Here is a 24625-nt window from a genome sequence, read left to right as displayed (position 1 = left end):
CCGCGCAAACGCTCCGACCACGCCCGCTAGGAGATACCGTAGGCCTCGGGTCGGCGAAGCACATCCACGATGAGCTCCCGCTCAGCTACCTTGATGCGCTCGTGCAATACCGCCTCCGTGTCGCCCGGCTGCACTGGCACCGCAACTTGGGCAATGATTGGGCCAGTGTCCACGCCTTCATCCACGAAATGCACGGTCGATCCCGTGACTTTTACGCCGTGCGCGAGGGCGTCGCGCACGGCGTGCGCCCCGGGGAACGACGGCAACAACGCCGGGTGCGTATTCACCACTTTGTTCGGAAAGCGGTGCAAGAAGCTGGGCGCCAGGATGCGCATAAACCCCGCCGACACCACCACATGTGGCGCAAAGTCCGCTACCGCGTCCGCCAGCGCAACGTTCCAAGCGGCACGATCTGAGTACTCCCCAAACGCCACCACCCGCGTGGGCAACCCCTCACTGTTCGCCCATGCGATCGCCGGGCATTGCTGGTCCGACACGACGCCCACCACACGGTACGCCTCCCCCTGCGCCGCAACTATTGATCGCAGCAATGTACCCGCGCCAGACACGAGGACTACCAAACTCATCGGAGTGTTTTCGTTGGTCACCCATGAGAGTTTAGCCGCGCTCGCCGGTGTCCTCGGAATCGGTCGTTTCCTCCCCTTCTTGGTTGCTTGCCGACGCCGCGCCCGCCACAGCTTCCGGCTCAGGTTCCGCCGCAGCTTCGGACTCCGCCTCGCTGTTGTCGGACGCTTGCTCCTTTTCGGCTGTTTGCTCCTCTTCGTCCGTTTGCTCCGATTCGTCCGCTTGGCGTTCTTCCGCCACGGATTTTTTTTCTTCCTTTATATTGTCGGCGTTTTGCGCATCCTCCGCAGCCGGCACCTCTTCAGAACTCTCGTCCATTTGTTCGTCTTCGGTTGGTTCCTCGACAGTGGATTCGTCGTCGTCTGCGTCATCGGCAATGTCGTCTTCTGCGTCGGATTTGGGCCCAAGGACACGATGAACCACCACGGCGAGCACGGACGTACCAGTGAGGAAAAGTAACGCCAAGCTCGAGGTAAGCCACACCAACGAACCAACGTCGCCAAAGACGCCAAGCGTGCCACCCGCAAGGTAGACAGCGATCGCAGCGAACAGCATGGCGAATCCCCCGGCGGCAATAAACTCCCCGATCGGATGCTCGGAGGCGCCCATACGCCGATACGCGAGGATCGCAGCGACCACACATGGGACCAGTAACAATACCCACGCCCACGACACCACACTTGCCGGTACCGCGGCGAACAACGGCAGCGGCGGCAACGGTACGAGATGTGCGCTAAACAAAGACACGGATGCATCGCTGATGTGAAATTCAGAGCCTAACAGGACGGCGGCCGCGAAAATGGCGGCGTTCGGAAGATACAGCACGCTGAGCAGGACAACGCCGGCCGCGCCGCCCGGCGTCGAGAAGTATTGCATGAGTTCGCGCAGATTTTCCCAATGGAAAGCCAGCGACACCAGCACCGTCACCACGCCCACGGCAGCCAAGGCTTTGAGGTAGGTGAGCGCGTACAACGCGGCGTCGACAATCATGCTGGGGATGGCAATGCGGCGGGCAAGCGCGCGCCACAACCGCGGCCCCATGCCAAAGCCCAACACGCACAGGTGCATTACTAAGGTGCGCACAATCGCTTCTCCAAGCGAGGGCGGCTGCACCGGCAGCACGCTGGATGCGTCGTACAACATGGCCGACGCCGTGAGGGTCAACAACACCGGAATACCCACGGTGCACAACGCCAAGAGTTGCAATTCCAGCATGCTTACGCGATCTTTCACGGAGCGATACACGCGGCGCACCAGCACCCAACCGAAAAGCAGTGCGGGAAGCATGGGAAGGGTGCCTATGGTGGCTTCATCGCCGGACACGGGCACTAGGTTGAGCACTAACCAAGACTGGGCGACGGTCGCCGGTAATGCGACCAACGAAGTCTCGGTAAACATCAGTCCTCCGAGGGCTCCACCGATCAAAATCAGCACCGTTATGGCCATCGGCACAGCAATTGTGACCAACGTCGCTTTTAGGCGATCCCGGAGTTGCGGTTCGGCCTTTTTCGGCGGCGCAGTTACAGTAGTATTCGTGCGCGGGGCACGACGAGTTGTCCGCAACCTAGAATTGCGGCCACTGCCGCGTGTTTTGGGGCTTCTACGGTCCCGTTGCTGTGGGCTATTCTTTCTATTCATCGATGCTTACTTTGCCACTATCTAGGGACGATCTGGGGGACCCACCCCCAACACCCCCAAGCCACCTGAAATCCAGTTAAATTATGCGCCGCTAGTCACATCAGTAACTTTGATAACCCTCTGGGTTGCTCGTAGTCTACCGAACCGTTATCATCGAAATCTGTTAGTAACGGAATGGTCACAAATTGCGATTGTGGCTCATGCGACAGGGAGAAATCTAGATGAACACGACTCATCGGCGGTCGGGTCGGTCTGGCGGTGCACACCGCAAGCAGATCGTATCTACCGGCACTAAGAGCCGGGTCGCGATGGTCGCGATGGCGACCGGCGCAGTCTCCACCGCAGGTGTTGGCGGTGCTGCAGCAGCTCACGCCACGCAACCGGATACGGTAACCCAAACGCCTGAGTACCAACTCACCGCGGATACCGCCCTCGGGGCCGGCGAGGCAGCGCCTCAGATTCTGGCTATCGCAGAGTTTAAGCCGGTTGCAAACCTCGCGGATCAGCTCAACAAGGCCGTTCAGTTCAACGCTGAGCGCGCGGCTGCCGACCAAGCGGCCCGCGCACCCCAGGCCGCAAGCCCAGCTTCGGGCTCCTTCACCTCGCCGTTCGGCCCTCGTTGGGGAACCTTCCACAACGGGATCGACATTGCGAACGCGGTGGGCACCCCAATCAACGCCGTCATGGATGGCACCGTGATCGACTCCGGCCCGGCCTCCGGGTACGGCCAGTGGATCCGGATTCGCCACGATGACGGCGCCATTTCTGTGTATGGCCACATGGAAACCTTGGACGTTTCCGTCGGCGAGCGCGTTGTCGCTGGCCAGAAGATTGCAGGCATGGGCAACCGTGGTTTCTCCACCGGCCCGCACCTGCACTTTGAGATTCACCCCGACGGGCAAAACGCTGTTGACCCTGTGCCGTGGCTTGCGGCACGTGGCATCAACGTCTAAGCCTGCTCTTTACTTCAGACCTCCCCGTCATTGAGGCGGCGGAGGTCGTTGAGGGTTGCCGCCACCTGCGGCGCCTTCCGTGCGGCTTGGCTACAGCTTTTCCATGGGTAATCCCCCGATAAGCATGAGGCGTACTGTACCCGCCGAGCCGAAGTCGATCACCACCGTGTCTGCTGGCGCGCCGCGATGCGCCTCAAGGACGGTGCCAAGGCCGTATTTTTCGTGGTTAACGCGGTCCCCAGCATTGAGCACCAATTGGTTCTTGCTGTGCCGTTCGGCTTTGCGCACTCGCGGTTTCGGCTGCCGGTACGACGCCGCACCCCAATCAAGTGGCGCCCAATCCGTGTCATGGGAAGCCTGGTATTGGGGTTCCTCACGCCTCCAGTGCACCAATTCCTCAGGGATTTCTTGGAGAAAGCGCGACGCTGGATTTGCCACTGAATCGCCCCATGAGCTGCGCAATAAGGCTCGTGTTAGGTAAAGGCGTTGCCGCGCCCTCGTGATGCCCACATAGGCTAGCCTGCGTTCTTCCGCAAGCTCTTGAGGCTCCCCCAAAGCGCGCACATGCGGAAATTGCCCATCTTCCCAACCCGTGAGGAACACAACGGGGAATTCTAGGCCCTTCGCCGTATGCAACGTCATCAGCGTGACGACGCCCTGCCCTTCCTCGGGCAGCTGATCCGCGTCAGCAACCAACGAAACCCGCTCCAGGAATGCCTGGAGGCCCGCGGGAGCACCGTCGCTATCTTCCTCATAGGCGAGGCGATTCGAGGCGTCTGAGGCAAATTCACGGGCCACCGACACCAACTCGTTGAGGTTGTCCAGCCGGGCGCCGTCCTGCGGGTCGTTGGATTTTTCCAAACCCTCCCGATATCCGGTGACATCAAGCACCGCAGACACCACCGCCCCGATATCCACCAAGCCGGTCTCCGCATCAGTCACCTCCGTAACCGTGGCACGTAAACCATCCATCATTTCGACAAACCTTAGGATCGCGTTGCGGCTGCGCGGGTTGAGCAGGTCGATGGGGCCGGACGCGGCGTCGACAAGCGCCTGGCCAAAACTGATCCCGTGTTGTTGCGCGTGCAAACTCACGGCCGCTTGAGCGCGGTCCCCGATGCCGCGGCGAGGGGTGTTCACAATCCGCTGCAGCGACACCGAATCGTCCGGGTTATCTAATACACGCAAATAGGCGACAATATCCCGAATTTCCTTGCGCTCATAGAAGCGAGTGCCACCAACCACCTTGTATGGAATACCCGTTCGAATAAAGACGTCCTCGAGAGCGCGGGAAGAATTATTCGTGCGGTACATAATCGCGATATCGCTGAAGGAACCCCCCTGATCCACCAGAGCATCAATCTCCGCGGCAATAAACTGCGCCTCGTCGTGCTCATTGTCTGCAACATATCCGATGACCGGCTCGCCCTCGCCAAGCGCCGTCCATAACTTCTTTTCGCGGCGGCCTTGGTTCTGCGCAATCACCGCGTTCGCCGCCGACAAAATCGTCTGCGTGGAACGGTAATTCTGTTCCAACACAATGGTGTGCGCCTGCGGGTAATCGCGTTCGAACTCCTCAATGTTGCGAATGGTGGCGCCGCGGAACGCATAGATCGATTGGTCGGCGTCGCCAACCACGCACAATTCACTCGGCGGAACACTCCCCTCCGCGGTACCTACCAACGCCGCAAGCAGCATGTACTGGGCATGGTTAGTGTCTTGATACTCGTCCACCAACACGTGGCGGAACCGACGACGGTAATACTCCGCAACCTCCGGGTGCTGCGTCAAAATGCCAACGACTTCCCCGATCAAATCGTCGAAATCCACCGCGTTGGCGCGACGCAATCGCTGCTGATACACCTCGAACACCCGCGCCACCGTCAGCTCCCACGGGTTCTTCGTCTGCTCCGCCTCCGCCAACGCCTGGGCAGGCGAAATCAACTCGTTTTTGCAATTCGAAATAGCGGCGGCCAAAGCGCGCGCGGTGAACTTACGGGAATCAATCTCAAGATCCTTAATAATGGCACTCAGCAGGCGCTTCGAATCATCCGAATCATAAATGGTGAAGTTCGTATTCAGGCCCGAAACGAGCGTTGCCTGCTGGCGCAGGATACGCACACACATCGAGTGGAACGTGGATACCCACATGCGGTCCGCAACCGGGCCGACCAAGTCCGCCACCCGCTCCCGCATTTCCGCGGCGGCCTTATTAGTAAAAGTAATCGCCAACACCTGGCTTGGATGCACACCGCGGCAGCCCAGCAGGTACGCGATCCTGCGGGTAAGCACGGCCGTCTTGCCCGAGCCCGCGCCCGCCACAATCAACAACGGCGCGCCAACATGCTCCACCGCCGCCCGCTGCTGAGGGTTTAACCCCGCTACCAATGCCTCCGCCCGATCCGGCTGCTGCTGGGCGGGCAAAGAAGCAGGCGCTGCGCTGGGAAAACGATTCGACGTGGAGGGAAAAGGGGAGCTTTCATATTTCGTCATAATGGTTCCAAACTACCCCACCGGGACGTGGCAAAATGTTCGGTATGACCGACATGCACACCTCGGCTGAGCACAACTTTGAAATCCGCACCCCCAGCGGCACCGACGATCCGCTGTCTGACGCGGAAATCCAACAATACCGAGAGGAAATCAACCGCCTGGATCGGGTGATCCTCGACGCGGTGAAACGCCGCACCGAAATCTCCCAAGCAATCGGGAAAACCCGCATGGGTTCCGGCGGCACCCGGCTCGTGCACACACGAGAAGTGGCGATCATTAACCAATTCCGGGAAGAACTCGGACCCGAAGGCCCCGCCCTTGCGAACGTGCTTTTGCGCCTGGGGCGCGGCCGGTTAGGATAACCAGCCGCGGAAACAGCAGCCACGCGACGCCACTGAAGTTGCTACCCTTGAGGCTCGGACGGCTTATTCTTTTTTCAGCTCTCCGTATGCTTCCCTAATGTCCAGACCGGAAGGCCCTCACAATGGCGAACCGCACGTACCTGTACGCAGAACGTCCCCGTGAAGACGGCACCACACAGCTCATCGACGTAGCGGAATGCGCAAGCGACGTCCCGTTGGCATACCAGCTCCTGTGCAGCATCAATACCGAACGTGTCCCCTCGAAAATCGTGGACGATACCGCCACCGATGAGGAAACCGGCGAAACCTTAAGCCCGCTGGCAATCCGCGCCTCCTTCACTGCCGGGCGGGAAGCACTCTTTCGCTTCATGGAACGCTTCGCCGAGGTCAACAGCAAAAACCTGCACCTACCTGAAGATTCCGTCGCAGAAGAATTCGCCAGCACACGCAATGAATTGCTCGACGAACGGTTCGCCGGATGCACTCACTTTTGGATGGAACCGTTCGAAGTGTACTCCCTCGTCGCCGACAGCTTCAGCGACTTCAGCGCCCGCGCGGAGGCAACGTTTCGCGACACCATCGCCGCCGAAGATCGCACCACCAGCATCCTGGATATTTGGGAATCTGGTGACTTTGATGAACACGGTTCCGCCCAGGAACTCTTCTACTCCTTAGGGTTCGGAACGTGGAGCAAAATACTGTACTTCCATTTCCCAGACGATTCTGAGAAGTAACCTACTCATCCAGTGGCAGAGCGATAAACTTCGGTTCCAAGAATTCGTGGATGCCTTCGAATCCGCCCTCGCGGCCGAGCCCGGATTCCTTAACCCCGCCGAAGGGGGCTGCGGGGTCCGAGAGCGCGCCACGATTGATGGCAACCATGCCCACTTCGAGGGATTCCGCAACCTTTAACGCAGTGTTTGGCGGGCCAAACACGTACGCCGCGAGGCCAAACGGGGAGCTATTTGCGCGAGCGATGGCTTGGTCCACATCATCAAAGGTGGTGACACTCACCACCGGGCCAAAGATTTCATCGCGGTGAATGGGCGACGAGTCCGGCGCACTCATCAACACCGCACCTGGATACCAGGCGCCGCCTTCGAATTCAGGTCCGAATTGTGGGGTGGGGCCGGCCCAAATAAGCCGCGCGCCGCGAGCCACCGCATCATCGACGAGGGTACGTACCGTCTCCACCTGATCAGCACCGGAAAGCGGCCCGAATGTCACCCCCTCCTCCCACCCAGGTCCGAGCTTAAAACTCGCCATTTCGGCTGCCACTTTTTGTACGAATTCCTCCGCAACGGACGAGTGAATAAGGAATCGATTAGCAGCGATGCACACTTGTCCCGCGCCGCGCATCTTTGCCACGGCTATTTCGCGGGCAGCCAAATCCACATCCGCCCCAGGCAGCACAATATACGGCGCGTTTCCACCCATCTCTAAACTCACCCGCAGCGAGTGTTTCGCCGCTTTCATCGCAAGCTTTTGCCCTACCGTTGAAGAGCCGGTGAAGGTAAGTTTGCGGATGCCAGGGGCGTCGAGCAGCGCGGAAATGCGACTCGCGCGAGCGCTGGGGAGCACACTCACCACACCGTCCGGAAGCCCAGCCTCCTTCAGCAATCGAGCCAAATAAAGCATGGTCAGCGGGGTCTTGGAGGCGGGCTTCACAATCACCGTGCAGCCCGCGGCTAACGCTGGGCCCAGCTTGCGTGTCCCCATGGCGAGCGGAAAATTCCACGGGGTGATCGCCAACACCGGCCCCACCGGTTCTTGTCGCACTAGTATGCGAGCTGTGCCCGCAGGGTTCAGCCGGTAATCGCCACGAATACGTACCGCCTCTTCCGCAAACCAACGGAAAAACTCGGCGCCATAAGACACTTCGGCCCGCGAATCCGGCAACGCGCGCCCCAGTTCGAGGGTTTGCAACAATGCTAAATCTTCCGCATGCGCATGAATCAACTCGAACGTACGATAGAGAATTTCTGAGCGCTCACGAGCCGGAGTATTCGCCCAATCTTTCTGCACGTCGAGCGCGGCTCGGAGCGCAGCTTGCGCGTCTTCGCTACTCGCGGAGGCTACCTGGGCTAACGTGTCGCCCGTCGCCGGGTTCTGCACCTCCAAAGTGCCGCCGTCCGAAGCCGCCGACCATCGCCCGGCGAGGAACAAATCTTTGGGCGTGGAAGCAATCAAAGAGTGGATTTGGGAAGGGTCTACCATGACCCCCACAGTAGATGCTCTCGGACTACTGTGGGTAGGAGATAGTGCCAATAATAAATCCCCACCCAAGGAGAGAGCATGGCAGCAGACATTACCGCTACTGCAGAGTGGAAAGCGTTGGAGGCGCACCACAACGAACTCAGCGAAACCACACTCCGGAATCTGTTCGACGCCGACGCTAACCGCGCAAACAAACTTACTTTCGATGCCGCGGGGCTCCACGTCGACCTTTCCAAAAACCTCGTCAACGACAAGACGATCGAGCTTCTGCTCGCGCTCGCCGAGGCCGCGAACCTCAAGGAACGTACCGAAGCTATGTTCAATGGCGAGCACATCAATAACACAGAAGATCGAGCGGTACTGCACACCGCGCTCCGCCTGCCAGTAGAACGCGACCTCACCGTTGATGGCCAAGACGTCGCGGCCGACGTCCACGAAGTTCTGGGCCGCATGCGTGACTTTGCACACGCCCTGCGCTCCGGCGAATGGTTGGGGCACACGGGACGTACCATCAAGACGATCGTCAATATTGGTATCGGCGGCTCCGATCTCGGGCCCGCAATGGCCGTGCAAGCGCTGCGGCACTACGCTACCGCCGGCATTTCTGCCCGGTTCGTCTCAAACGTCGACCCCGCGGACATGGTGGCAAAACTGGAAGACCTAGACCCCGCGTCCACGCTCTTCGTCGTCGCCTCAAAAACCTTTACCACGCAAGAAACGCTCGCCAACGCGCACGCCGCGAAACGCTGGCTGTTGGAGGCTTTCGACGGCGACGAAACCGCCGTGGCTAAACACTTTGTCGCAGTCTCCACCAACGCCGAAAAAGTATCCGAATTTGGCATCGACACCAACAACATGTTCGGATTCTGGGATTGGGTGGGCGGCCGCTACTCCGTGGACTCCGCGATCGGCTTGTCCCTCATGGCTGTCATCGGCCCCATGGATTTCATGCGCTTCCTCTCGGGCTTCCACGCAATGGATGAGCACTTCCGCACCGCGCCCCTAGCCCAAAACGTACCCGCGCTCATGGGCTTGCTCGGCGTCTGGTACGGCGACTTTTTCGGTGCCGCCACCCATGCCGTGCTCCCCTACTCCCAAGACCTAGCCCGCTTCCCTGCCTACCTCCAGCAACTGACCATGGAGTCCAACGGTAAATCCGTGCGCCATGACGGCACCTCCGTCAACTGCAACACCGGAGAAATCTACTGGGGCGAACCGGGAACGAACGGCCAGCACGCCTTTTTCCAGCTCATGCACCAAGGCACCCGCATGGTTCCAGCCGATTTCATCGGCTTCGCTCGGCCCAAGACCGACCTACCGACGGCCAACGGCACCGGCAGCATGCACGACCTCCTCATGAGCAACTTCTTTGCCCAGACGAAGGTGCTGGCGTTCGGCAAAACCGCCGCCGAAATCTCCAGCGAAGGCGTACCCGTGGAATTAGTCACCCACAAAGTCATGCCGGGCAACCGTCCATCCACCACCATCCTTGCGGAAGAACTCACCCCAGCAGTCCTCGGTGCACTCATCGCACTGTACGAGCACATCACCTTCGTGCAAGGCGTGATCTGGGACATCAACTCCTTTGACCAGTGGGGCGTTGAACTAGGCAAAAAGCAGGCCGGCGACCTGCTGCCCGCGGTGACCGGTGAAAAACAGCCGAACTCCGGCGATTCCTCCACCGACCACCTCATCACCTGGTACTGCGCAAACAAGTAACTAACCGCCAAGGGCGTACGCACACACTCCTCACCACTAGGGCCGCCAGCTAATACGCTGGGCCCGGTGGTGGGGAGTTTTTCAGGTTGGTGATGGTGCCCGTGGTGGCGTTGGCCGCGAAGCAGGTGCTTCCACCCCCATTCTCGGGCGAGCTCGCCAATATATTCGGAAAGCTACAGGCACGAGGGATGGCGCACACACGGCGGCTCGAACCATGCACACGCACCAAATTCAACTACGCGCAATTTGATGGTGCGTTATATGCATCTCGCAAAGTCCCGTTTGCGAAACTACCACCCAGACTTTTGGCCGATAAATACGAATTGCACGATTATTTTGCGTGCACTTCTTCCTCGAAGTGAAAATGGGGCATTCCGCAACATTGAAGCACCCGACTATGTGCCGCATTTCCGCAGCTACGCCAGCTCAATAATGAAACACACATGCTAGGATTAGGAATCCAAAAGACGGCATATGAAATCATTGAGGCAATTCTGCGATGTCCAATTCTGAATTTCGACCCACCGAGATACTTTCACGCAAACCCGACCGCGACACCGTCATCGACCTTGCGGAAACCGGTGCAGATTCGCGCACTTCGTCGGCGCTTGAAGTAGCCTCAAGCAGCTACGAAGCAGTGACCTCCATCAGCGGGAATACGACAACTCAGCATCACATTACGGCCGCGCCGCAGCAACCGAAGATGGGCACGATGACCGCCTTTCAAACCATGGCTTCTTTCTACCAAGCCGAGCAAGGTAAACGACGCGGCACCGCGATTGTACAGCTATTACTTTTCGCGATAACGTTTTTCCTTTTCTCGTCGAATTTTACGTATTTCGGCGCTTTTTTCGGCGGCCCAGATCCGGCTCCGCCATTCGCCATAACGATCACGATTATGGCGCTATTCGTCGGCATTTCAGCGTATCTAAAAGCTACCGCTTCGCGCGCGGAAACAAAGATCAAGTCCACGCTGAATAAGCTCCGACCATCTCACACAAATGCAAATTCTGAGCAACTGGAACACCCCGCTCACTACGTGAAAAACGCCGCCCAATACGTGGTTACCTTCAGCAAAGTGGACTCCACACTACGGTTCCTGCAACACACGTTGGTGCACGCACTGACGGTACTTTCCGCCGTTTGGACAGTGTTTGCTTGGCTGTCCCCCGCATCCCGTTTCGAATCCATCGCCTTTGCTTTGACCTGCATCCTGGTGGGCGGCATTATCCAAGTCATTTTGAGTATGGATTTCTTCGGTTACGACGATGACGTGCAGAAACTGCTACGCACCATCGAAAACGATTCGAAATACGCAGCGTTGCTGCAATGGGCGAAAATCCCCACCGAGGACAATGAGCAACGTAAAGTGGTTCAGATTTCTAACGCCGACTACGAAGAGCTACCAGCATCACTGTCGCTAAACCTACCGCGCTTTGTGCTCATGTATGGCTTGGCGGCGTTTTTCACCGCCGTGCTTAATATGGTGTTCGCGGAACGCTTACTCACGCAACCGATCTCCGACGTGTTCACGTTGACGATCATCACGTCACTCATTTCCATCCCAATCATGGCGAGCACCCTCACACGCATGCGATTCCCGCTGCAATTGCGCCAGCGATACATCCTGCATCATCGCCCAGTACTCATCGCGCTGTTTATCGCGGCCACGCTCTTGTTCATTGTGCCGGTGCTTGCCATGTCGGAAGTACTCAGCACAGAATATAATGTGCGACCACCAGTCAATCTCATGATCATGCAGATCGTCATCACGCTGATCATCCCCGTCGGGCTGGGCATCCTGGAAAGCACCCGCTATGCGCATGCCGCCAACCAAATCCTTCGCGGCACCATGACTCCCTACACGACGAGCATGACATTACCGTGGCGTGCCAAGCGCCCAATCCGGCTCAGCACTATTTCACGGCGCTTCCTGGAAGATGTGCTCACCTTGAAAAAGCAACTCCAAGAGCACATCGTGGACAAGGAAATGACGATGCGCCCTTTGATCTCATGATGCTCACCACCGTGTGCGGATAAGCTACCCAAAGCCAATGGGGCTGGTTGCATTCGTGCAACCAGCCCCACATCCTGTTCTACCCGGCCAAACGGACTTGCCACAAGCAATTGTAGAAAAATATTCGCCGGCGCGTAAGGGATCTGCTGAAAAGGCTTCACCCGGTGGTCATCCCTGAGGTGCTTCCTCAATTGGGGCATCGTCGGCCGGCGCATCAACCCCACCAGTCCCACCGGGGCAGACAATGCGCACTTTCACGGTAGCGGGCAGCTCGGCGTTGGCGTGACCTTCGTGCATGCCCTGTCCATCGATCACCCAAGCGTCGCCCTCTTTAGTCACTAGCGTTTGTTCGCGGGTGCGTTCGTCGATGTGCACATTGAGGGTGTGGGTCTTGATCGTAAGCTGCCCGAGTGTGGGAACGTCGTCGGCACCCTCGACGTTGGCATGGATTTGGGCGCTATGTTCCACGCCGCCTTCCAGTTTCAATGTGGGGCCTTCAGGGAAGCACACGACGGGTGTGAATTGTTCGTCGATGACGTTTCCGTCAACCTCAACGCTGACTTCACCTGGCCCGTCTTCGCTCATGACGGGTGGTGGCGAGGTTTTCGTGGAGGTGGCGTGCGCGGTGGTCGAGGTTTCACTGGCGAGCGCGGAGGCGGATTCCACCCCCGATTGCGCTTTTCCGAGTTCGGGTTCGCCGTTATTGCACGCTGCTGTTGCGAACGCGACGATGGGGACCATCGAAATCATCGCGATTTTTTTCATGGGTGTGTAACCTCCTGGTGGTTCGCCTCTCTGGGCACAGGTTACCGCCCACGTTACTCAGCGCGCCTACCCCCAGCTAGGCCCCGGGTGGGGCGGTATATAGTAGCGTGCGTGTCTCAACTGCGAGTTTCAGCGCTTCAACAACCTAAGCTTATCGCCCTGATTGCAATATTTTTGACGGCTCTCAACTTACGCGCCGCAGTCACTGCACTGCCGCCGCTGGTGCCGCGCATTCAGGAAGCGTTGGGCATTGGCAGTACGTTGGTGGGCGTTCTTGGCATGATTCCTACGGCGATGTTCGCGTTCAGCGCGTTTGTCACCCCGTGGTTATTGCGGCGTTTGCCTCTGCACCGCGCGTTGCTTCTGGCCATGGTGTTGACCGCGCTGGGCCAGGTGCTTCGGGTATTGGGTCCATCTTTTCCCATGTTGTTGGCGGGTTCAGTGGTGACGTTGTTTGCTATCGGCGCCACGAATGCGCTGATGCCGGTGACGATTCGGGCGCATTTTCCAAACCACGTGCCGTCGATGTCAACGACGTATATGGTGGCCATGCAAATCGGCATGTCCGTCGCTCCCTTGTTCGCCGAACCGCTGGCTATTCACACAAATTGGCAGCTGTCCTTGGCGTCGTGGGCGGTGCTAGGGGCGGTGGCGGCCTTGGCGTGGCTGCCATTGGTACGTCACGGCGGCGCTGGCGGCGCGGCTGCGGCGAGCAGTCAGCGACATCGGCGTACCCCGGTGTGGAAAACCCCGATCGGCGTTGGGCTTGCGGTGATGTTCGGCTGCACCAGTTTGACCACGTACTCGCTCATGATTTTCATTCCTCGCATGTACGTTGACGCGGGTGCCGAGCTCCAGTTCGGCGCAACGATGCTGGCGTGGTGGTCTGCGCTGGGGTTGTTGCTCGCGTTTATTGGCCCGTGGTTCGTCGCGCGTTTCGACGACCCGTTCCCCATCGTCGTTACCTTCGCGGCGTTGTTTATTGTGGGCAATGTTGGCATGGCTTGGGATGCGATGGCTGCGCCGTGGCTTTGGATTACGCTTTCCGCGATTGGTCCCTGTAGCTTCCCCATGGCGCTCACCCTGATCAATTTCCGTTCACGGACTGTCGACGGCGCGACCGCACTGTCCGCGTTCGGGCAAGGCGCCGGCTACACAATGGCGTGCATTGGCCCGCTTGGGTTCGGCCTATTGTACGACTACAGCGGCGACTGGATGATGCCCACGGTGTTTACCTCCGTCAGCTTGGTGTGCGTGGTGGCCGGCAGTTGGTTCTGCACCCGCAATACGAAGGTGGAGGATCAACTACCGCAAGTTTTCACGAAACCAGTTGAGCCCGAATTGGTGGGCGGCTAACCCATACGCAAGCGTGGCCCGCTGGTAGGTCGCCACATCTGCAAGATGCTTTGGAATCTCTGTTTGCGCCACCTGTTGCTCGATGTCAACCAGATGATCGCAGCCTCGTTGCAGCGCATCTTCAATATTGTCAAGCACTTCTTCGCGTTGCTCGGGCGGCAAAAAACCTAAGAAGAACAATCGGGCAAGGATGGCAGGCTCCGCGTTACTTCCCGAAATGTCGCTGCGCATCCATGTGCGAAACTCCGTGGTCCCGACGGGAGTAATGCGGTAGGTTTTCCGGCCGCGCGCAGCGGGGTCAATATGGTCGACTTCAATGCGCCCATCCCGCAACAAACCGTCGATCGCGCGTTTAATGCTGCCGGAGCTCGCACTATAAAACAACGCCGGTCCAGCTTCGAACGCCCGCACAAGATCGTAGAGACTCCTGGGGCGGATCAGCAGCAATCCGAGAATGACGTAGGCCATGGCACAAGACTAGACCAATCCGCGTAGTCAGCTTTGCCGCTCGATGCGCTCGCTACTCCCCAAGCATCGGCTGGCAGCTTGGGCACCACCAAATCACGCGTTCCAGCTCGTGCGCGTCGCCACCAAGGTCCGGGCCGCCTAAAAAATCCTTGCGGATTAGGGTCCCGCAGCGTCGGCATGGTTGGTGGTTGCGCCCGAACACGTACGAGTTTTCCCCGGCGCGCCGCACCCCGGTGGTCACGCGGATCGGCGAGCGTCGATTCCCCCACATGAGGCGCCGCGTGATACGCAGCACCTTGGCAACGTCAACGTGGGCGACTGGGGTCGCCGGATGAATGCCAGCGAGGAAGCACACTTCCATGCGGTACTCATTGCCAACGCCGGCAAGATTCCGTTGATCCAACAAGGCGGTACCGATCGGGCGTTCGGGCCTGAGCAGGATTCGGCGGGCGGCTTCCGCCACGTCCCATTCCTCGGCGAGCACATCTGGGCCGAGGTGCGCGATGGCATTGGCATACTCCGACGCCGGAAACACGCGAACAAAACCAAGTTCGAACCCGACGAGTTCGATGCCGCCGGAAAATTGCAGCACCACCCGGGCCTTATACCCAGGCTTGCGCCATCGCGTTCCCGTGGTGTGCACTGACCACGAGCCCTCCATTTTCAGGTGTGTGTGCAGCACCCGCTCATCGAACCGCATAAACAAGTGTTTGCCGTACGGCCAGATGCGGGTGAGGGGCGCGCCGTCGAAACGCACGGTGGCAACGTGCGGCACTCGCAGCTGGGTGCGGCTCACCACACGGCCGGTGAGGGGTTGCAGCCGCTCGGCCAATTGGAAAACGGAATCACCTTCGGGCATGCCGCTATCCTAGCTTCGCGCAGCGCACGCCCTGAGGGCTGATGCGCGCACCGATCGCCCGCAATTGCGGCAGAAACGGCGAGGTCAGAGCGTTTTCGCCGTTAATTTTAGCCACGGTATCACCGGTGTGGGACAGCGCATGCGCGATCTCAGCCACGCGGTCTTCGGCGACGATGGTCAAGTGTTTGCCGCCGCGGGTCAGGTAGCCTGCCAGCCCGCCGTCCACAAGAATCACGCGGGCGCCAGCAGCGCGGCTCAGGTTGGGTACGGGCCACGGCAACGCCGCACCGTAAGGGTTGGCAGGGTCCGCGGCCGCCACCACATGAACAGATGTTGTTTTCGAATCTCGGTCAGCATAGGTGCGCAGGCGGTCCACTACGGCAGAGGTGGAAAATTGGGAGGCCCCCAGTCCGTCGATCAGGTAGCCGCGCATCGCTTTACCCCGCTCCTCGAAGCCGCTGAACACTCGATACGCCAGTGCGAATCCGCCGATAACGTCTTCGGAGACGATACTGCCGCGCGTGACCACACCGTAGCGCGCCATCCAGAGATCGCCAAGCGCTTTCCCGCGCTCAGTAGCATTCGGAACAAACGTTTGGCTCGGCTGTGGAGCAGACCAGCGCCCCACCAAGTCTGGGGGAATCGCGGCGCGGGTACGCGACGGCCGCCTCGACGCACGATGCGCCACTCGTCCGCCGGAGCCGAGGTGAGCGCGGACGGGCTGGAAACCGTCAGGGGCAACCAGCCCGACTTCCACGAGGTTCCAAATTGCCGCCTGCAATTCCCCCACCGTTGCCGGAACAGCTGCTCGAATTTCGTGGAATAGGTAGGCGCCACCGTGCCGCAGGAAATCAAACACTTGTTGGTCAACCATGCCGAGCGTCGGTGTCTCCGGCGTCTCCGCGATCAAGGGCGCGTCGTCGGCAGGAAACAGCATAATCCACGGGTCTCGGCTCCCCGCTTTGCCCGCGCCACGCACGACAACCTCACCGTGGGTGGTGAGCTCGTCCAGCCACGCCGGATTGTAGTTTGCCACGCGAGAAGGCAGCACAATGGATTCCCACGCGCTGGCCGGAAGCCGCACCCCGGCAAGCTGCTCGATCACGGAATACACGCCATCAATACCGCTCAATTCCGGGGTGCCGCCAAGCGGGGCGACGCGCTGCCAATCCAGCAGGAACCGGGCGAACGCATCCTGTGGGACTGGCGACACTGCGGCACGGGCGGCGGCGAGACTTCGGGTGCGCAACATGCGCAACACACGAGAATCGCAAAACTGTTCGTCCGAGGAAGTGTAGTGTCCGGGCAACACGTCAAGATTGCGAACCACGCTGTGGGCACTGGCGATCGGCAGCCCAAACGCGTCAGCTATTTCAGCCAGCGTGAACGGGCCGTGGGTTCGCGCCCAACGACCCAGCAATTGCTCCAGTGCGTCCGTGATTGGGTCCGCTGGCGCGGCCACCCCGGCCGGGACCGGCACGCCTAACCCATCCCGCAGCAGCGGCGCATCCTGGGTCAGTGCGAGGTGCTCCACGCCCGCGATACGCGCCCGCATCATCCGCGGCGTCAACGCCAAGTGCGGATTTGGGTAGTTGCAATACCATTCCACATCGGCGCTGGGTATCGGGCCAAGCATCCGCAACGTATCCTCAAGTTCCGTCGGCGTGCGGGCTCGTTGATACCGGCGGATTTCCAGGTGCACCGCCGCCAGTACATCCGCATCTAGGAGTTCGCGCAATTCCACCTTGCCCAAGAGCTGGGCCATCAGCGCTGGATCGAGTGCCAGCGCAGCCGCCCGCTTTTCCGCCAACGGGGTGTCACCCTCGTACATAAACGCACCGGCGTAATGAAACATCAGCGCCGCGGCAAATGGGCTCGGTTGGTCCACCGTCACCTCGACGATGCGCACGCGGCGCGCGGCAATATCACGGAGCAATCCCACCAGCGCAGGCAAGTCGTACACATCCTGTAGGCATTCGCGCACGGTTTCTAAAATCACGGGAAAGGTGGGGTATTTTCGCGCCACCTCCAGCAACTGCGCCGCCCGTTGGCGCTGCTGCCACAATGGGGTCCGTTGTCCGGGATGCTTGCGGGGCATCAATAAGGCGCGCGCCGCACACTCGCGGAACCTCGACGCAAACAACGCGGACCCGCCTACCTCTCGGGCGACAATGTCCTCCGCCTCGGCGGGATCAATGTGAAACAGGCTCGCTCCAGGTTCCACGTCGCAATCAGGGATGCGCAAAATCATGCCGTCATCGCCAGCGACCACCTGAGTATCAAAGTCGAATTGAGTACCCACCGCCAATGCCCACGCCGCGTTAACGCCACGACCATAAGGCGAGTGTAAGAGCACCCGCCAGTCCCCAAGCTCATCGCGAAAACGTTCTACCACAAGGGTTTGTTCGTCCGGAATGATTCCCGTGGCCTGCTGCTGATCCGAAAGAAACTTCTGAATGTTGTGCGCGGAGTTTTCGTCGAGATCATCGCTATAGCTAGGGTTGCGGCGAAACGCACCCACAGCTTTGCCGAGCTCCGCGGGTCGGCCCGCCTGATCCCCCTTCCAAAACGGCAACCTACCGGTATGCCCAGGCGCCGGGGTAACCAACACTTGATCGCGGCCGATTTCCTCGACCCGCCAACTCGATGCCCCAAGTGTGAACACATCGCCGATTCGCGTCTCGTGCACCATTTCCTCATCGAGCTCACCCACACGCCGCGCACCGCTTTGTCCGCCAACGAGGTACACCCCAAACATGCCCCGATCCGGAATGGTTCCGCCACTCGTCACCGCAACACGTTGCGCCCCGGGCCGCGGAGTGAGCAGGCCGGAAACGCGATCAAAATCTACCCGGGGCCGGAGATCCGAAAATTCTGTGCTGGGATAACTGCCGCTGACCAAATCGATTACAGCATCGAATGCTGCGCGGGGTAGTTCGCGGTATGGGTAGGCACGCCGCACCACATCGAACCAATCATCAACATGGAGCGGCGTCATTGCCACGGCCGCAACGGTTTGTTGCGCGAGCACATCCAGCGGATTCTTCGGTACCTTCAGCTCCTCGATCAGCCTAGCGCGCATGCGTTGCACGATCACAGCGGTTTGCACGAGATCCGCGCGGTGGAGCGGATACAACCTGCCTCTCGACGTCTCGCCCACGGCGTGGCCAGCCCGCCCCACGCGCTGCAACCCGGCGGCGACCGACGGCGGTGACTCCACTTGAATCACCAATTCGACCGCACCCATGTCGATTCCAAGCTCGAGCGAGGATGTTGCCACCACGCACCGCAACTCCCCAGACTTGAGTAATTGTTCGGTGAGGGCACGCTCGTCTTTGCTCACGGAACCATGGTGGGCACGGGCAATCACTTGCGGCGCGCGCCCGGCGATATCGCTGGACGACATGATTTGCGCCGGGTCTCGGCGCCGCTCGAGGGAAAGGGATTCCGGATCGTGTTCCAGTGCCCACAGTTCATTCAGGCGAGACGTAAGCCGCTCCGCCGAGCGGCGCGAGTTTACAAACACCAGTGTGGATCGTGCCGCCATGACCTGGGCATAGACATCACGCTCGATCGAAGGCCACATGGAACCAGCGACAGGCAATGCGGACTCGCTGGCGAACTCCGGGAGATCCGAATCCATCACCGCGTCCCCGATCGTGGAGCCCTGCTTCTGGCCAGAAAGATCCGACATATCCTGTTCACCGACATAGACCTGCAGATCCCAGGATTTCTCCGCGGGCGGGGCAACGATGACGGTGTCGGGGCCTAAAAACCCGGCAACTCGATCCAGCGGGCGCACCGTTGCGGACAGTCCGATCCGCTGAAAGCTGGTCATCATCGCCAACCGCTCCAAACTCAGCGCAAGATGGCTGCCGCGCTTGGTTCCGGCAAGGGCGTGGATTTCATCCACAATGACCGTTTCTACCTCGCTTAACGTGGCGGCCGCCTTAGAGGAAAGCATCAAATAGAGCGACTCGGGGGTGGTAATCAAAATGTCCGGCGGGGTGCGCTGCAACTTCGCCCGCTCCGCGGCGGTCGTGTCGCCTGAGCGCACACCGACCTTAATGTCCGGCACAGGGAGCCCAAGGCGTCGGGCGGTCATAGCGATGCCTCGCAACGGCGCCCGCAGGTTGTGCTCCACATCCACCCCCAGCGCCTTCAACGGTGAGATATACAGCACCTTGACGCGGCGACGCTGGGCGGGTAGCGGGGCGTCGAAAAGCGCGGTTTGGGCGGGTGGAGCAACCAAGGAATTCAGCGCCCACAAAAACGCCGCGAGGGTCTTGCCGGAACCTGTCGGTGCTACCACCAGCGCATTATGCCCATCGCTAATGCTTTCCCATGCCTGTGCTTGGGCGGCGGTGGGCACAGCGTAAACGTCGCTAAACCATGCCGCCACCTGCGGGCGGAAGCGCTCCAACACAAGTTCAGACATGCCTACCATCCAACCAGAACGCTAGACTAAAACCCATGACCGCACACTTCGAAGATTCCATTTTGACCCGCCGTCTTGCCCAGGGAACTGGTGAAATTCTCAAAGGTGTCCGCAACGTCGGTTTGCTGCGCGGAACCAACCTCGGCGACGCTGGCGACGACCTCGCCCAAAACTGGATCGCCCGAGTGCTCGCCCAGCACCGGCCTGACGACGGATTCCTCTCCGAAGAAGCTGCTGACAACTTGGCACGACTGACCAAGGACCGCGTATGGATCATCGATCCGCTCGACGGGACCAAGGAATTCGCCACTGGGCGGCAGGACTGGGCCGTGCACATCGCCCTCATTGAAAATCAACAACCCGTGCACGCGGCGGTCGGACTGCCTGACCTCGGCGTTGTGTTCCATTCGTCCGACGCGAAAGCCGTAACGGGCCCCCTTTCGCGCAAGCTCATGGTTTCCCATAACCGGCCGCCGAAAGTGGCCGCACACATTGCCGACAAGCTGCAATTTGACACCGTGTCCATGGGCTCCGCCGGCGCCAAAGCCATGCACGTGCTACTCGGCGACGCTGACGCTTACGTCCACGCTGGCGGCCAATACGAATGGGACTCCGCCGCTCCTGTCGGCGTGTGCCGCGCTGCGGGGCTGCACTGCTCGAGGCTCGACGGCAGCGAGTTGACCTACAACAACGAAGACACCTATCTGCCGGATATTCTTATCTGCCGCCCCGAACTGGCGGACGAAATTTTGGAATTGGCCGCCGCGTTCCTCGAAGCCAACGGCGGATACTAGAGGATAGGTCCCATGGCTCGCCACACGGAGTTGCCCGACTCAGCTTCCGAACTGGTTGCCGAATTGCGCGCGGCGTTGCCGATGCACGCCGACCAGGTGAACGCTGAGCAGCAACAGCGGTATTTGAAAACCGACGAGCCGATGCTGGGCCTCCCCATTCCACTCTTGCGCAAGATAGTTCGGCAATCAGTTCGAACCCCCTTGTCGCCACCGACGCTGTACAACGCCGCACGCGAACTTTGGGACGGCGCAACCCACCGCGACTTTCGGCGGGCTGCCATCATGCTGCTGCTGGTGCCGAAACACGCGGCCACCCTGGACAGCTCCGCCATGGATGTAGTGGAGCACTTTGTTCGAACCGGCGCATGGTGGGATCTTGTGGACGAATGCGTGCACGTGCACAACTACATTCGGGGACCACGCGGCTCGGAGAATTTCGACACAGAGTTCGCGCGCATGCTTCGGTGGGCGCGGGACCCAGATCGATGGATCCGGCGCTTTGCAATCCTGTGCCAACTCCAAGCGAAAGGCGATACCGACCCCACGCTGCTATCCGAAGTGATCTCCATGAATCTCGAGGACACCGAATTCTTCGTAGCTAAAGCGATCGGATGGGCGCTGCGCGACTATGCCCGCACCGCGCCCGAATGGGTACGCAACTTTGTGGCCGACCACCCAACAATGCAACCACTATCCCGCCGGGAAGCGCTCAAACACCTTGGCGCATAATCGCCGACGGGCGAACGGTGAAGCGGTTACGGCAATTGCATAAACGTGGCGTGGATTTGACCGTCGTCGCCACGTTCGTGCTGCACCACAAGATCCACCAGCTCCGCGAGGCCGGATTCGCATACTTCCACCAACGTCGCGGGGCGAATCTTTGTTTCCCCATCGATCGGGATAGCATCCTCGAGTTCCCCGACGTCATCCAACGAGTCCCAGATAAGCATGTACTCGTTGCAATAGAAGCAGACTTTACCGTCTTCACGGGACGGGATGACGCAGAGATGAACTCCATCACTCTGGCGTTCGTCTGCGCCTTCATCTCTGTGAACAAAAAATACAGTACGTAAACTATTTTCCATTACCGTTTCCACTTCATGTGAAGATCTCTTGTGTAAAATTCTACGGGAAGGCGCCCATAAGGGTGCTCATACCCAAGCAGGCACTGTCAGAATTTTACCACTGAAACGAGCGTTCACCTGCTAGATCACTCCCCCGTAAACACCTCAAAGAAAGTACACTTTCAGGCATTTTTGGGCGAGTTGTTAAGTTTTGCATAGGGTAAATTGATTTTAAAATACCCACGCATTCAAGGTATCACTATTTGCGTCAGACGCACCTCTCTGGGCAATAATCAGATCCCATTCCAAGCAAATGCACCCCACACAATTTTGCGCACACATTGTTTAAATGCGCACGGCACCTAGTGGATCGGATACGAGTGTATACCCTGTGCCACCCCGCGCGATACTCGAGGGCCACCGCCGCGCAACAATGACGCGGCAACGCACAAGGACCAGCGGCATAATCACACACAGTTTCGCCATTACGGATGGCTGGAAAACCTGCCACATGCACACGTGCAAGCGGATCGGCGCACAACGTAGACTACTCCACATGAGCGCACCCACTCCATACGAAGACCTCCTGCGCAAAATACTCGACGAGGGCAGCCGCAAAAGCGACCGCACAGACACTGGGACCACGAGCTTGTTCGCCCAGCAACTCCGGTTTCCCCTGCACGAGTATTTTCCGCTGATCACCACCAAGAACGTTCATTTTCATTCGGTGGTCGGCGAGTTGCTGTGGTTCTTGCGCGGCGATTCCAACATCGCTTTTCTGCACGAACACGGGATCCGCATTTGGAACGAATGGGCCGACGAACAGGGCGAGCTCGGGCCGGTCTACGGCGTGCAATGGCGCAGCTGGCCCACCCCCAACGGGGAGCACATCGACCAGATTGCTCGCGCGGTTGACCTGCTGCGCCAAGACCCCGACTCGCGCCGCAATATTGTGTCCGCATGGAACGTCGCAGACCTCGACGCTATGGCCCTGCCGCCGTGCCACCTACTCTTCCAGCTGTACGTTGCCGACGGTCGCCTGTCGTGTCAGCTCTACCAGCGCAGCGCCGACATGTTCCTCGGGGTACCGTTTAACATCGCCTCCTACTCGCTGCTCACACACATGTTTGCCCAGCAGGCGGGGCTCCAGGTAGGCGAATTCATCTGGACCGGCGGGGACTGCCACATTTACGATAACCACCGTGAGCAAGTAGAGCTCCAGCTCTCCCGCACCCCCCGCGCCTATCCGCAACTTACCCTTCGAAAAGCTGACTCAATGTTCGACTACACCTTCGAAGACATTGCGATCACAGGTTACGACCCCCACCCCACCATCCGCGCCAAGGTCGCCGTATAATGCTGCGCGCAATCTGGGCCGAAAACCTCGACGGCGTACTTGGAGATGGCACACGCATGCTCTGGCACGTCCCCGAAGACCTCGCACATTTCAAGCGACTAACCTCAGGATTCCCGGTGATCATGGGCCGGCGCACGTGGGAATCGCTGCCCTTCCGTCCGCTTCCGGGCCGCCAGAACATTGTGCTGTCCACCCGCAACCCAGGCAAGTGGTCGGTCGGCGCGAACGTCGTCACGCAGCTTCCCGACGAAGGCTGGATCATCGGCGGCGGCGAAGTATACGCAGCAACTCTACCGCTCGTGCATTCGGTCGAACGAACGCTTATCGACGTCCCGACCCCCACCGCAGACAACCTCGTCTACGCCCCCACGCTCCCGGAGACGTTCGAATGCGTCGCCGAATCTGAGTGGATGGAATCGCACACGGGGGTACGCTACCGCTTCCAAACCTGGCGGCGGCGCGGAATCAATTTCACCGACGGCACGTTAGAACAAATATGAGCAACGAACACGTCACCCTGTACACGACGGATTGGTGCCCCTTCTGCCAGCGCCTCGTCAAAGCCCTCGACCGCACCGAAACCCCCTACGCGCGCATCGACGTCGAGCAGGACGAAGCCGCCGCCGAATGGGTCAAATCCGTGAACGACGGCAACCGCGTAGTCCCCACCGTGAAATACTCCGACGGCACCTACGCCACAAACCCTCCGGCCTCCGCAGTACGCCGCAAGCTGGAGGAACTCGCCTCCTCCTGAGTGAGGATCCGAACGAGGTAAATATCCATAATCCACCCGTGCTGGTCCCGCAACGATTGCTTCAGGCGCTCCAAATCCTCACCAATCTCGCGGATAAACCCAGCGCGGGTGACCTCATACTCCATACCTAAATAGGCCCCCCACCAGATGTACGCGTCCGGATCCGTGCAGGTCCGCCACGCCGCGCCGCCGTCAAGCATGACCACACAATTGTCTTTATTGTAAGTATCCGGAAACTGGCGGCCGGTGGTGATAGTAATATCGCTAGCAATTCGGTTCAACGGAATCGCATGCGCCGCCGTGAGCGCTTGGATGGCCGTAATCCCCGGAATCACTTTGACTCGAACTTGCGTTTGCATATTGGCGAGGATGCGGAGTGTGGAATCATACAAGGACGGATCACCCCACACGAGGATCGCCGCAGCACCAGACTCAGGAACATGCTCCAACAACGCTTCCTGCAATAATTCACTGCGCGCATGCAGCCAACGTTTGACCTCCCCGACATATTGCTTGGGCTGTCGATCCCGCGGCGGATCCACCATAGTCACCAACGGCACGTGCGGCGCATGCGCCGCAAGAATCTCCCGCCGCAGCGCAAGCAGATCCTCCTTCACCTCGCCCTTATCGAACGCCAGCACGACATCCGTTTGGCGCAGCGCCGCAATCGCCTCGAGCGTCACATGCTGCGGACTACCCGCCCCGATACCAATCACAAACACCGTACGCATCAACCAGCCAAAACCCTTCCAACTCAAAAGGCCCGCCCAAACAGTGGGCAGGCCC

Annotated in this window: 21 protein-coding genes; 11 read left to right on the top strand and 10 right to left on the bottom strand. The window is 59.6% G+C overall.

Annotated elements, in window-relative coordinates:
- Positions 1-26 precede the first annotated feature (26 nt).
- Together purN and Q4D83_RS03380 are read right to left on the bottom strand one after the other, a co-directional pair.
- On the bottom strand, positions 27-587 hold the full coding sequence (gene purN, locus Q4D83_RS03385) for a phosphoribosylglycinamide formyltransferase (protein WP_303173579.1): 561 nt from the start codon (positions 585-587) through the stop codon (positions 27-29).
- 31 nt (positions 588-618) lie between these two features.
- The gene (locus Q4D83_RS03380; RefSeq protein WP_303172987.1) at positions 619-1983 is read right to left on the bottom strand and encodes a DUF6350 family protein; all 1365 of its coding nucleotides are present in this window, start codon (positions 1981-1983) and stop codon (positions 619-621) included.
- A gap of 461 nt (positions 1984-2444) precedes the next feature.
- On the opposite strand from Q4D83_RS03380, the gene Q4D83_RS03375 reads away from it, so the two are divergent.
- Entirely contained in the window at positions 2445-3176 is a 732-nt protein-coding gene (locus Q4D83_RS03375) for a M23 family metallopeptidase (RefSeq protein WP_303172986.1), read from the top strand.
- A 90-nt stretch (positions 3177-3266) separates the two neighbouring features.
- On the opposite strand, the gene pcrA is transcribed toward Q4D83_RS03375, so the two are convergent.
- Entirely contained in the window at positions 3267-5669 is a 2403-nt protein-coding gene (gene pcrA / locus Q4D83_RS03370) for a DNA helicase PcrA (RefSeq protein WP_303172983.1), read from the bottom strand.
- 44 nt (positions 5670-5713) lie between these two features.
- Here pcrA and Q4D83_RS03365 point away from each other — a divergent pair, with 44 nt between their 5' ends.
- Both Q4D83_RS03365 and Q4D83_RS03360 read left to right on the top strand, forming a co-directional pair.
- Positions 5714-6031: a chorismate mutase gene (locus Q4D83_RS03365; RefSeq protein ID WP_303172981.1), complete on the top strand. Its 318-nt coding sequence runs from the start codon at positions 5714-5716 to the stop codon at positions 6029-6031.
- 122 nt (positions 6032-6153) lie between these two features.
- A complete protein-coding gene (locus tag Q4D83_RS03360) occupies positions 6154-6765 on the top strand; it encodes a hypothetical protein (protein ID WP_303172980.1) in 612 nt (203 codons plus the stop codon).
- A gap of 1 nt (position 6766) precedes the next feature.
- Here the strand turns inward: Q4D83_RS03360 and Q4D83_RS03355 are convergent, their stop codons facing one another.
- Positions 6767-8248, bottom strand: coding sequence for an NAD-dependent succinate-semialdehyde dehydrogenase (locus tag Q4D83_RS03355; RefSeq protein WP_303172978.1), 1482 nt, complete (start codon positions 8246-8248; stop codon positions 6767-6769).
- Between the two features lie 78 nt (positions 8249-8326).
- Here Q4D83_RS03355 and pgi point away from each other — a divergent pair, with 78 nt between their 5' ends.
- Together pgi and Q4D83_RS03345 are read left to right on the top strand one after the other, a co-directional pair.
- Positions 8327-9967 (top strand): glucose-6-phosphate isomerase, encoded by a 1641-nt coding sequence (gene pgi / locus Q4D83_RS03350; RefSeq protein WP_303172976.1) that lies wholly within the window; start codon positions 8327-8329, stop codon positions 9965-9967.
- A 499-nt stretch (positions 9968-10466) separates the two neighbouring features.
- Positions 10467-11984: a hypothetical protein gene (locus Q4D83_RS03345; protein ID WP_303172974.1), complete on the top strand. Its 1518-nt coding sequence runs from the start codon at positions 10467-10469 to the stop codon at positions 11982-11984.
- A 168-nt stretch (positions 11985-12152) separates the two neighbouring features.
- Here the strand turns inward: Q4D83_RS03345 and Q4D83_RS03340 are convergent, their stop codons facing one another.
- On the bottom strand, positions 12153-12749 hold the full coding sequence (locus tag Q4D83_RS03340) for a lipoprotein LpqH (RefSeq protein WP_303172972.1): 597 nt from the start codon (positions 12747-12749) through the stop codon (positions 12153-12155).
- 111 nt (positions 12750-12860) lie between these two features.
- Here Q4D83_RS03340 and Q4D83_RS03335 point away from each other — a divergent pair, with 111 nt between their 5' ends.
- Entirely contained in the window at positions 12861-14105 is a 1245-nt protein-coding gene (locus Q4D83_RS03335) for an MFS transporter (protein ID WP_303172970.1), read from the top strand.
- Here Q4D83_RS03335 and Q4D83_RS03330 read toward each other — a convergent pair.
- The 3 genes from Q4D83_RS03330 to Q4D83_RS03320 are packed head-to-tail and all read right to left on the bottom strand — an operon-like array spanning position 14055 to position 19870.
- Entirely contained in the window at positions 14055-14573 is a 519-nt protein-coding gene (locus Q4D83_RS03330; protein WP_303172968.1) for a PadR family transcriptional regulator, read from the bottom strand. The two genes, Q4D83_RS03335 and Q4D83_RS03330, sit on opposite strands and share 51 nt — an antisense overlap.
- A 52-nt stretch (positions 14574-14625) precedes the next feature.
- Positions 14626-15432: a DNA-formamidopyrimidine glycosylase family protein gene (locus Q4D83_RS03325; protein ID WP_303172967.1), complete on the bottom strand. Its 807-nt coding sequence runs from the start codon at positions 15430-15432 to the stop codon at positions 14626-14628.
- Positions 15433-15436: 4 nt separating this feature from the next.
- Positions 15437-19870 (bottom strand): DEAD/DEAH box helicase, encoded by a 4434-nt coding sequence (locus Q4D83_RS03320; RefSeq protein ID WP_303172965.1) that lies wholly within the window; start codon positions 19868-19870, stop codon positions 15437-15439.
- A 35-nt stretch (positions 19871-19905) separates the two neighbouring features.
- Between Q4D83_RS03320 and Q4D83_RS03315 the strand changes: the two genes are divergently transcribed.
- Complete coding sequence (locus Q4D83_RS03315) at positions 19906-20664, top strand: 3'(2'),5'-bisphosphate nucleotidase CysQ (RefSeq protein WP_303172964.1); 759 nt, start codon at positions 19906-19908, stop codon at positions 20662-20664.
- Positions 20665-20676: 12 nt separating this feature from the next.
- Positions 20677-21393, top strand: coding sequence for a DNA alkylation repair protein (locus Q4D83_RS03310; RefSeq protein ID WP_303172963.1), 717 nt, complete (start codon positions 20677-20679; stop codon positions 21391-21393).
- A 26-nt stretch (positions 21394-21419) separates the two neighbouring features.
- On the opposite strand, the gene Q4D83_RS03305 is transcribed toward Q4D83_RS03310, so the two are convergent.
- Positions 21420-21749 carry a hypothetical protein gene (locus Q4D83_RS03305; RefSeq protein ID WP_303172962.1) on the bottom strand — a complete coding sequence of 110 codons (330 nt, stop codon included), beginning with the start codon at positions 21747-21749 and terminating at the stop codon, positions 21420-21422.
- Between the two features lie 535 nt (positions 21750-22284).
- Here Q4D83_RS03305 and Q4D83_RS03300 point away from each other — a divergent pair.
- Genes Q4D83_RS03300 through Q4D83_RS03290 form a run of 3 tightly spaced genes read left to right on the top strand, consistent with a single transcriptional unit; the run spans position 22285 to position 23839 of the window.
- Positions 22285-23085 carry a thymidylate synthase gene (locus tag Q4D83_RS03300; protein ID WP_303172961.1) on the top strand — a complete coding sequence of 267 codons (801 nt, stop codon included), beginning with the start codon at positions 22285-22287 and terminating at the stop codon, positions 23083-23085.
- Positions 23085-23585 carry a dihydrofolate reductase gene (locus Q4D83_RS03295; protein WP_303172960.1) on the top strand — a complete coding sequence of 167 codons (501 nt, stop codon included), beginning with the start codon at positions 23085-23087 and terminating at the stop codon, positions 23583-23585. Before Q4D83_RS03300 ends, Q4D83_RS03295 begins: the two co-directional genes overlap by 1 nt.
- On the top strand, positions 23582-23839 hold the full coding sequence (locus Q4D83_RS03290) for a mycoredoxin (protein WP_303172957.1): 258 nt from the start codon (positions 23582-23584) through the stop codon (positions 23837-23839). Before Q4D83_RS03295 ends, Q4D83_RS03290 begins: the two co-directional genes overlap by 4 nt.
- On the opposite strand, the gene cobF is transcribed toward Q4D83_RS03290, so the two are convergent.
- Positions 23776-24570: a precorrin-6A synthase (deacetylating) gene (gene cobF / locus Q4D83_RS03285; protein ID WP_303172955.1), complete on the bottom strand. Its 795-nt coding sequence runs from the start codon at positions 24568-24570 to the stop codon at positions 23776-23778. The genes Q4D83_RS03290 and cobF overlap by 64 nt on opposite strands.
- Positions 24571-24625: the final 55 nt, after the last annotated feature.

The sequence above is a fragment of the Corynebacterium sp. genome, from assembly GCF_030532715.1.
Classification (GTDB): Bacteria; Actinomycetota; Actinomycetes; order Mycobacteriales; family Mycobacteriaceae; genus Corynebacterium.
The sequence above is the reverse complement of the archived record's forward strand: the minus strand, read 5'-3'. Positions and strand labels throughout refer to the sequence as shown.

What these genes read in the sequence shown, in the direction of transcription:
- purN (WP_303173579.1), bottom strand. Translation starts at nt 587, where the DNA reads ATGAGTTTGGTAGTCCTCGTGTCTGGCGCGGGTACATTGCTGCGATCA.
- Q4D83_RS03365 (WP_303172981.1), top strand. Translation starts at nt 5,714, where the DNA reads ATGACCGACATGCACACCTCGGCTGAGCACAACTTTGAAATCCGCACC.
- Q4D83_RS03300 (WP_303172961.1), top strand. Translation starts at nt 22,285, where the DNA reads ATGAGCGCACCCACTCCATACGAAGACCTCCTGCGCAAAATACTCGAC.
- Q4D83_RS03355 (WP_303172978.1), bottom strand. Translation starts at nt 8,248, where the DNA reads ATGGTAGACCCTTCCCAAATCCACTCTTTGATTGCTTCCACGCCCAAA.
- Q4D83_RS03315 (WP_303172964.1), top strand. Translation starts at nt 19,906, where the DNA reads ATGACCGCACACTTCGAAGATTCCATTTTGACCCGCCGTCTTGCCCAG.
- Q4D83_RS03290 (WP_303172957.1), top strand. Translation starts at nt 23,582, where the DNA reads ATGAGCAACGAACACGTCACCCTGTACACGACGGATTGGTGCCCCTTC.
- pcrA (WP_303172983.1), bottom strand. Translation starts at nt 5,669, where the DNA reads ATGACGAAATATGAAAGCTCCCCTTTTCCCTCCACGTCGAATCGTTTT.
- pgi (WP_303172976.1), top strand. Translation starts at nt 8,327, where the DNA reads ATGGCAGCAGACATTACCGCTACTGCAGAGTGGAAAGCGTTGGAGGCG.
- Q4D83_RS03360 (WP_303172980.1), top strand. Translation starts at nt 6,154, where the DNA reads ATGGCGAACCGCACGTACCTGTACGCAGAACGTCCCCGTGAAGACGGC.
- Q4D83_RS03380 (WP_303172987.1), bottom strand. Translation starts at nt 1,983, where the DNA reads ATGTTTACCGAGACTTCGTTGGTCGCATTACCGGCGACCGTCGCCCAG.
- Q4D83_RS03320 (WP_303172965.1), bottom strand. Translation starts at nt 19,870, where the DNA reads ATGTCTGAACTTGTGTTGGAGCGCTTCCGCCCGCAGGTGGCGGCATGG.
- Q4D83_RS03330 (WP_303172968.1), bottom strand. Translation starts at nt 14,573, where the DNA reads ATGGCCTACGTCATTCTCGGATTGCTGCTGATCCGCCCCAGGAGTCTC.
- Q4D83_RS03375 (WP_303172986.1), top strand. Translation starts at nt 2,445, where the DNA reads ATGAACACGACTCATCGGCGGTCGGGTCGGTCTGGCGGTGCACACCGC.
- Q4D83_RS03295 (WP_303172960.1), top strand. Translation starts at nt 23,085, where the DNA reads ATGCTGCGCGCAATCTGGGCCGAAAACCTCGACGGCGTACTTGGAGAT.
- Q4D83_RS03310 (WP_303172963.1), top strand. Translation starts at nt 20,677, where the DNA reads ATGGCTCGCCACACGGAGTTGCCCGACTCAGCTTCCGAACTGGTTGCC.
- Q4D83_RS03345 (WP_303172974.1), top strand. Translation starts at nt 10,467, where the DNA reads ATGTCCAATTCTGAATTTCGACCCACCGAGATACTTTCACGCAAACCC.
- Q4D83_RS03325 (WP_303172967.1), bottom strand. Translation starts at nt 15,432, where the DNA reads ATGCCCGAAGGTGATTCCGTTTTCCAATTGGCCGAGCGGCTGCAACCC.
- Q4D83_RS03340 (WP_303172972.1), bottom strand. Translation starts at nt 12,749, where the DNA reads ATGAAAAAAATCGCGATGATTTCGATGGTCCCCATCGTCGCGTTCGCA.
- cobF (WP_303172955.1), bottom strand. Translation starts at nt 24,570, where the DNA reads ATGCGTACGGTGTTTGTGATTGGTATCGGGGCGGGTAGTCCGCAGCAT.
- Q4D83_RS03305 (WP_303172962.1), bottom strand. Translation starts at nt 21,749, where the DNA reads ATGGAAAATAGTTTACGTACTGTATTTTTTGTTCACAGAGATGAAGGC.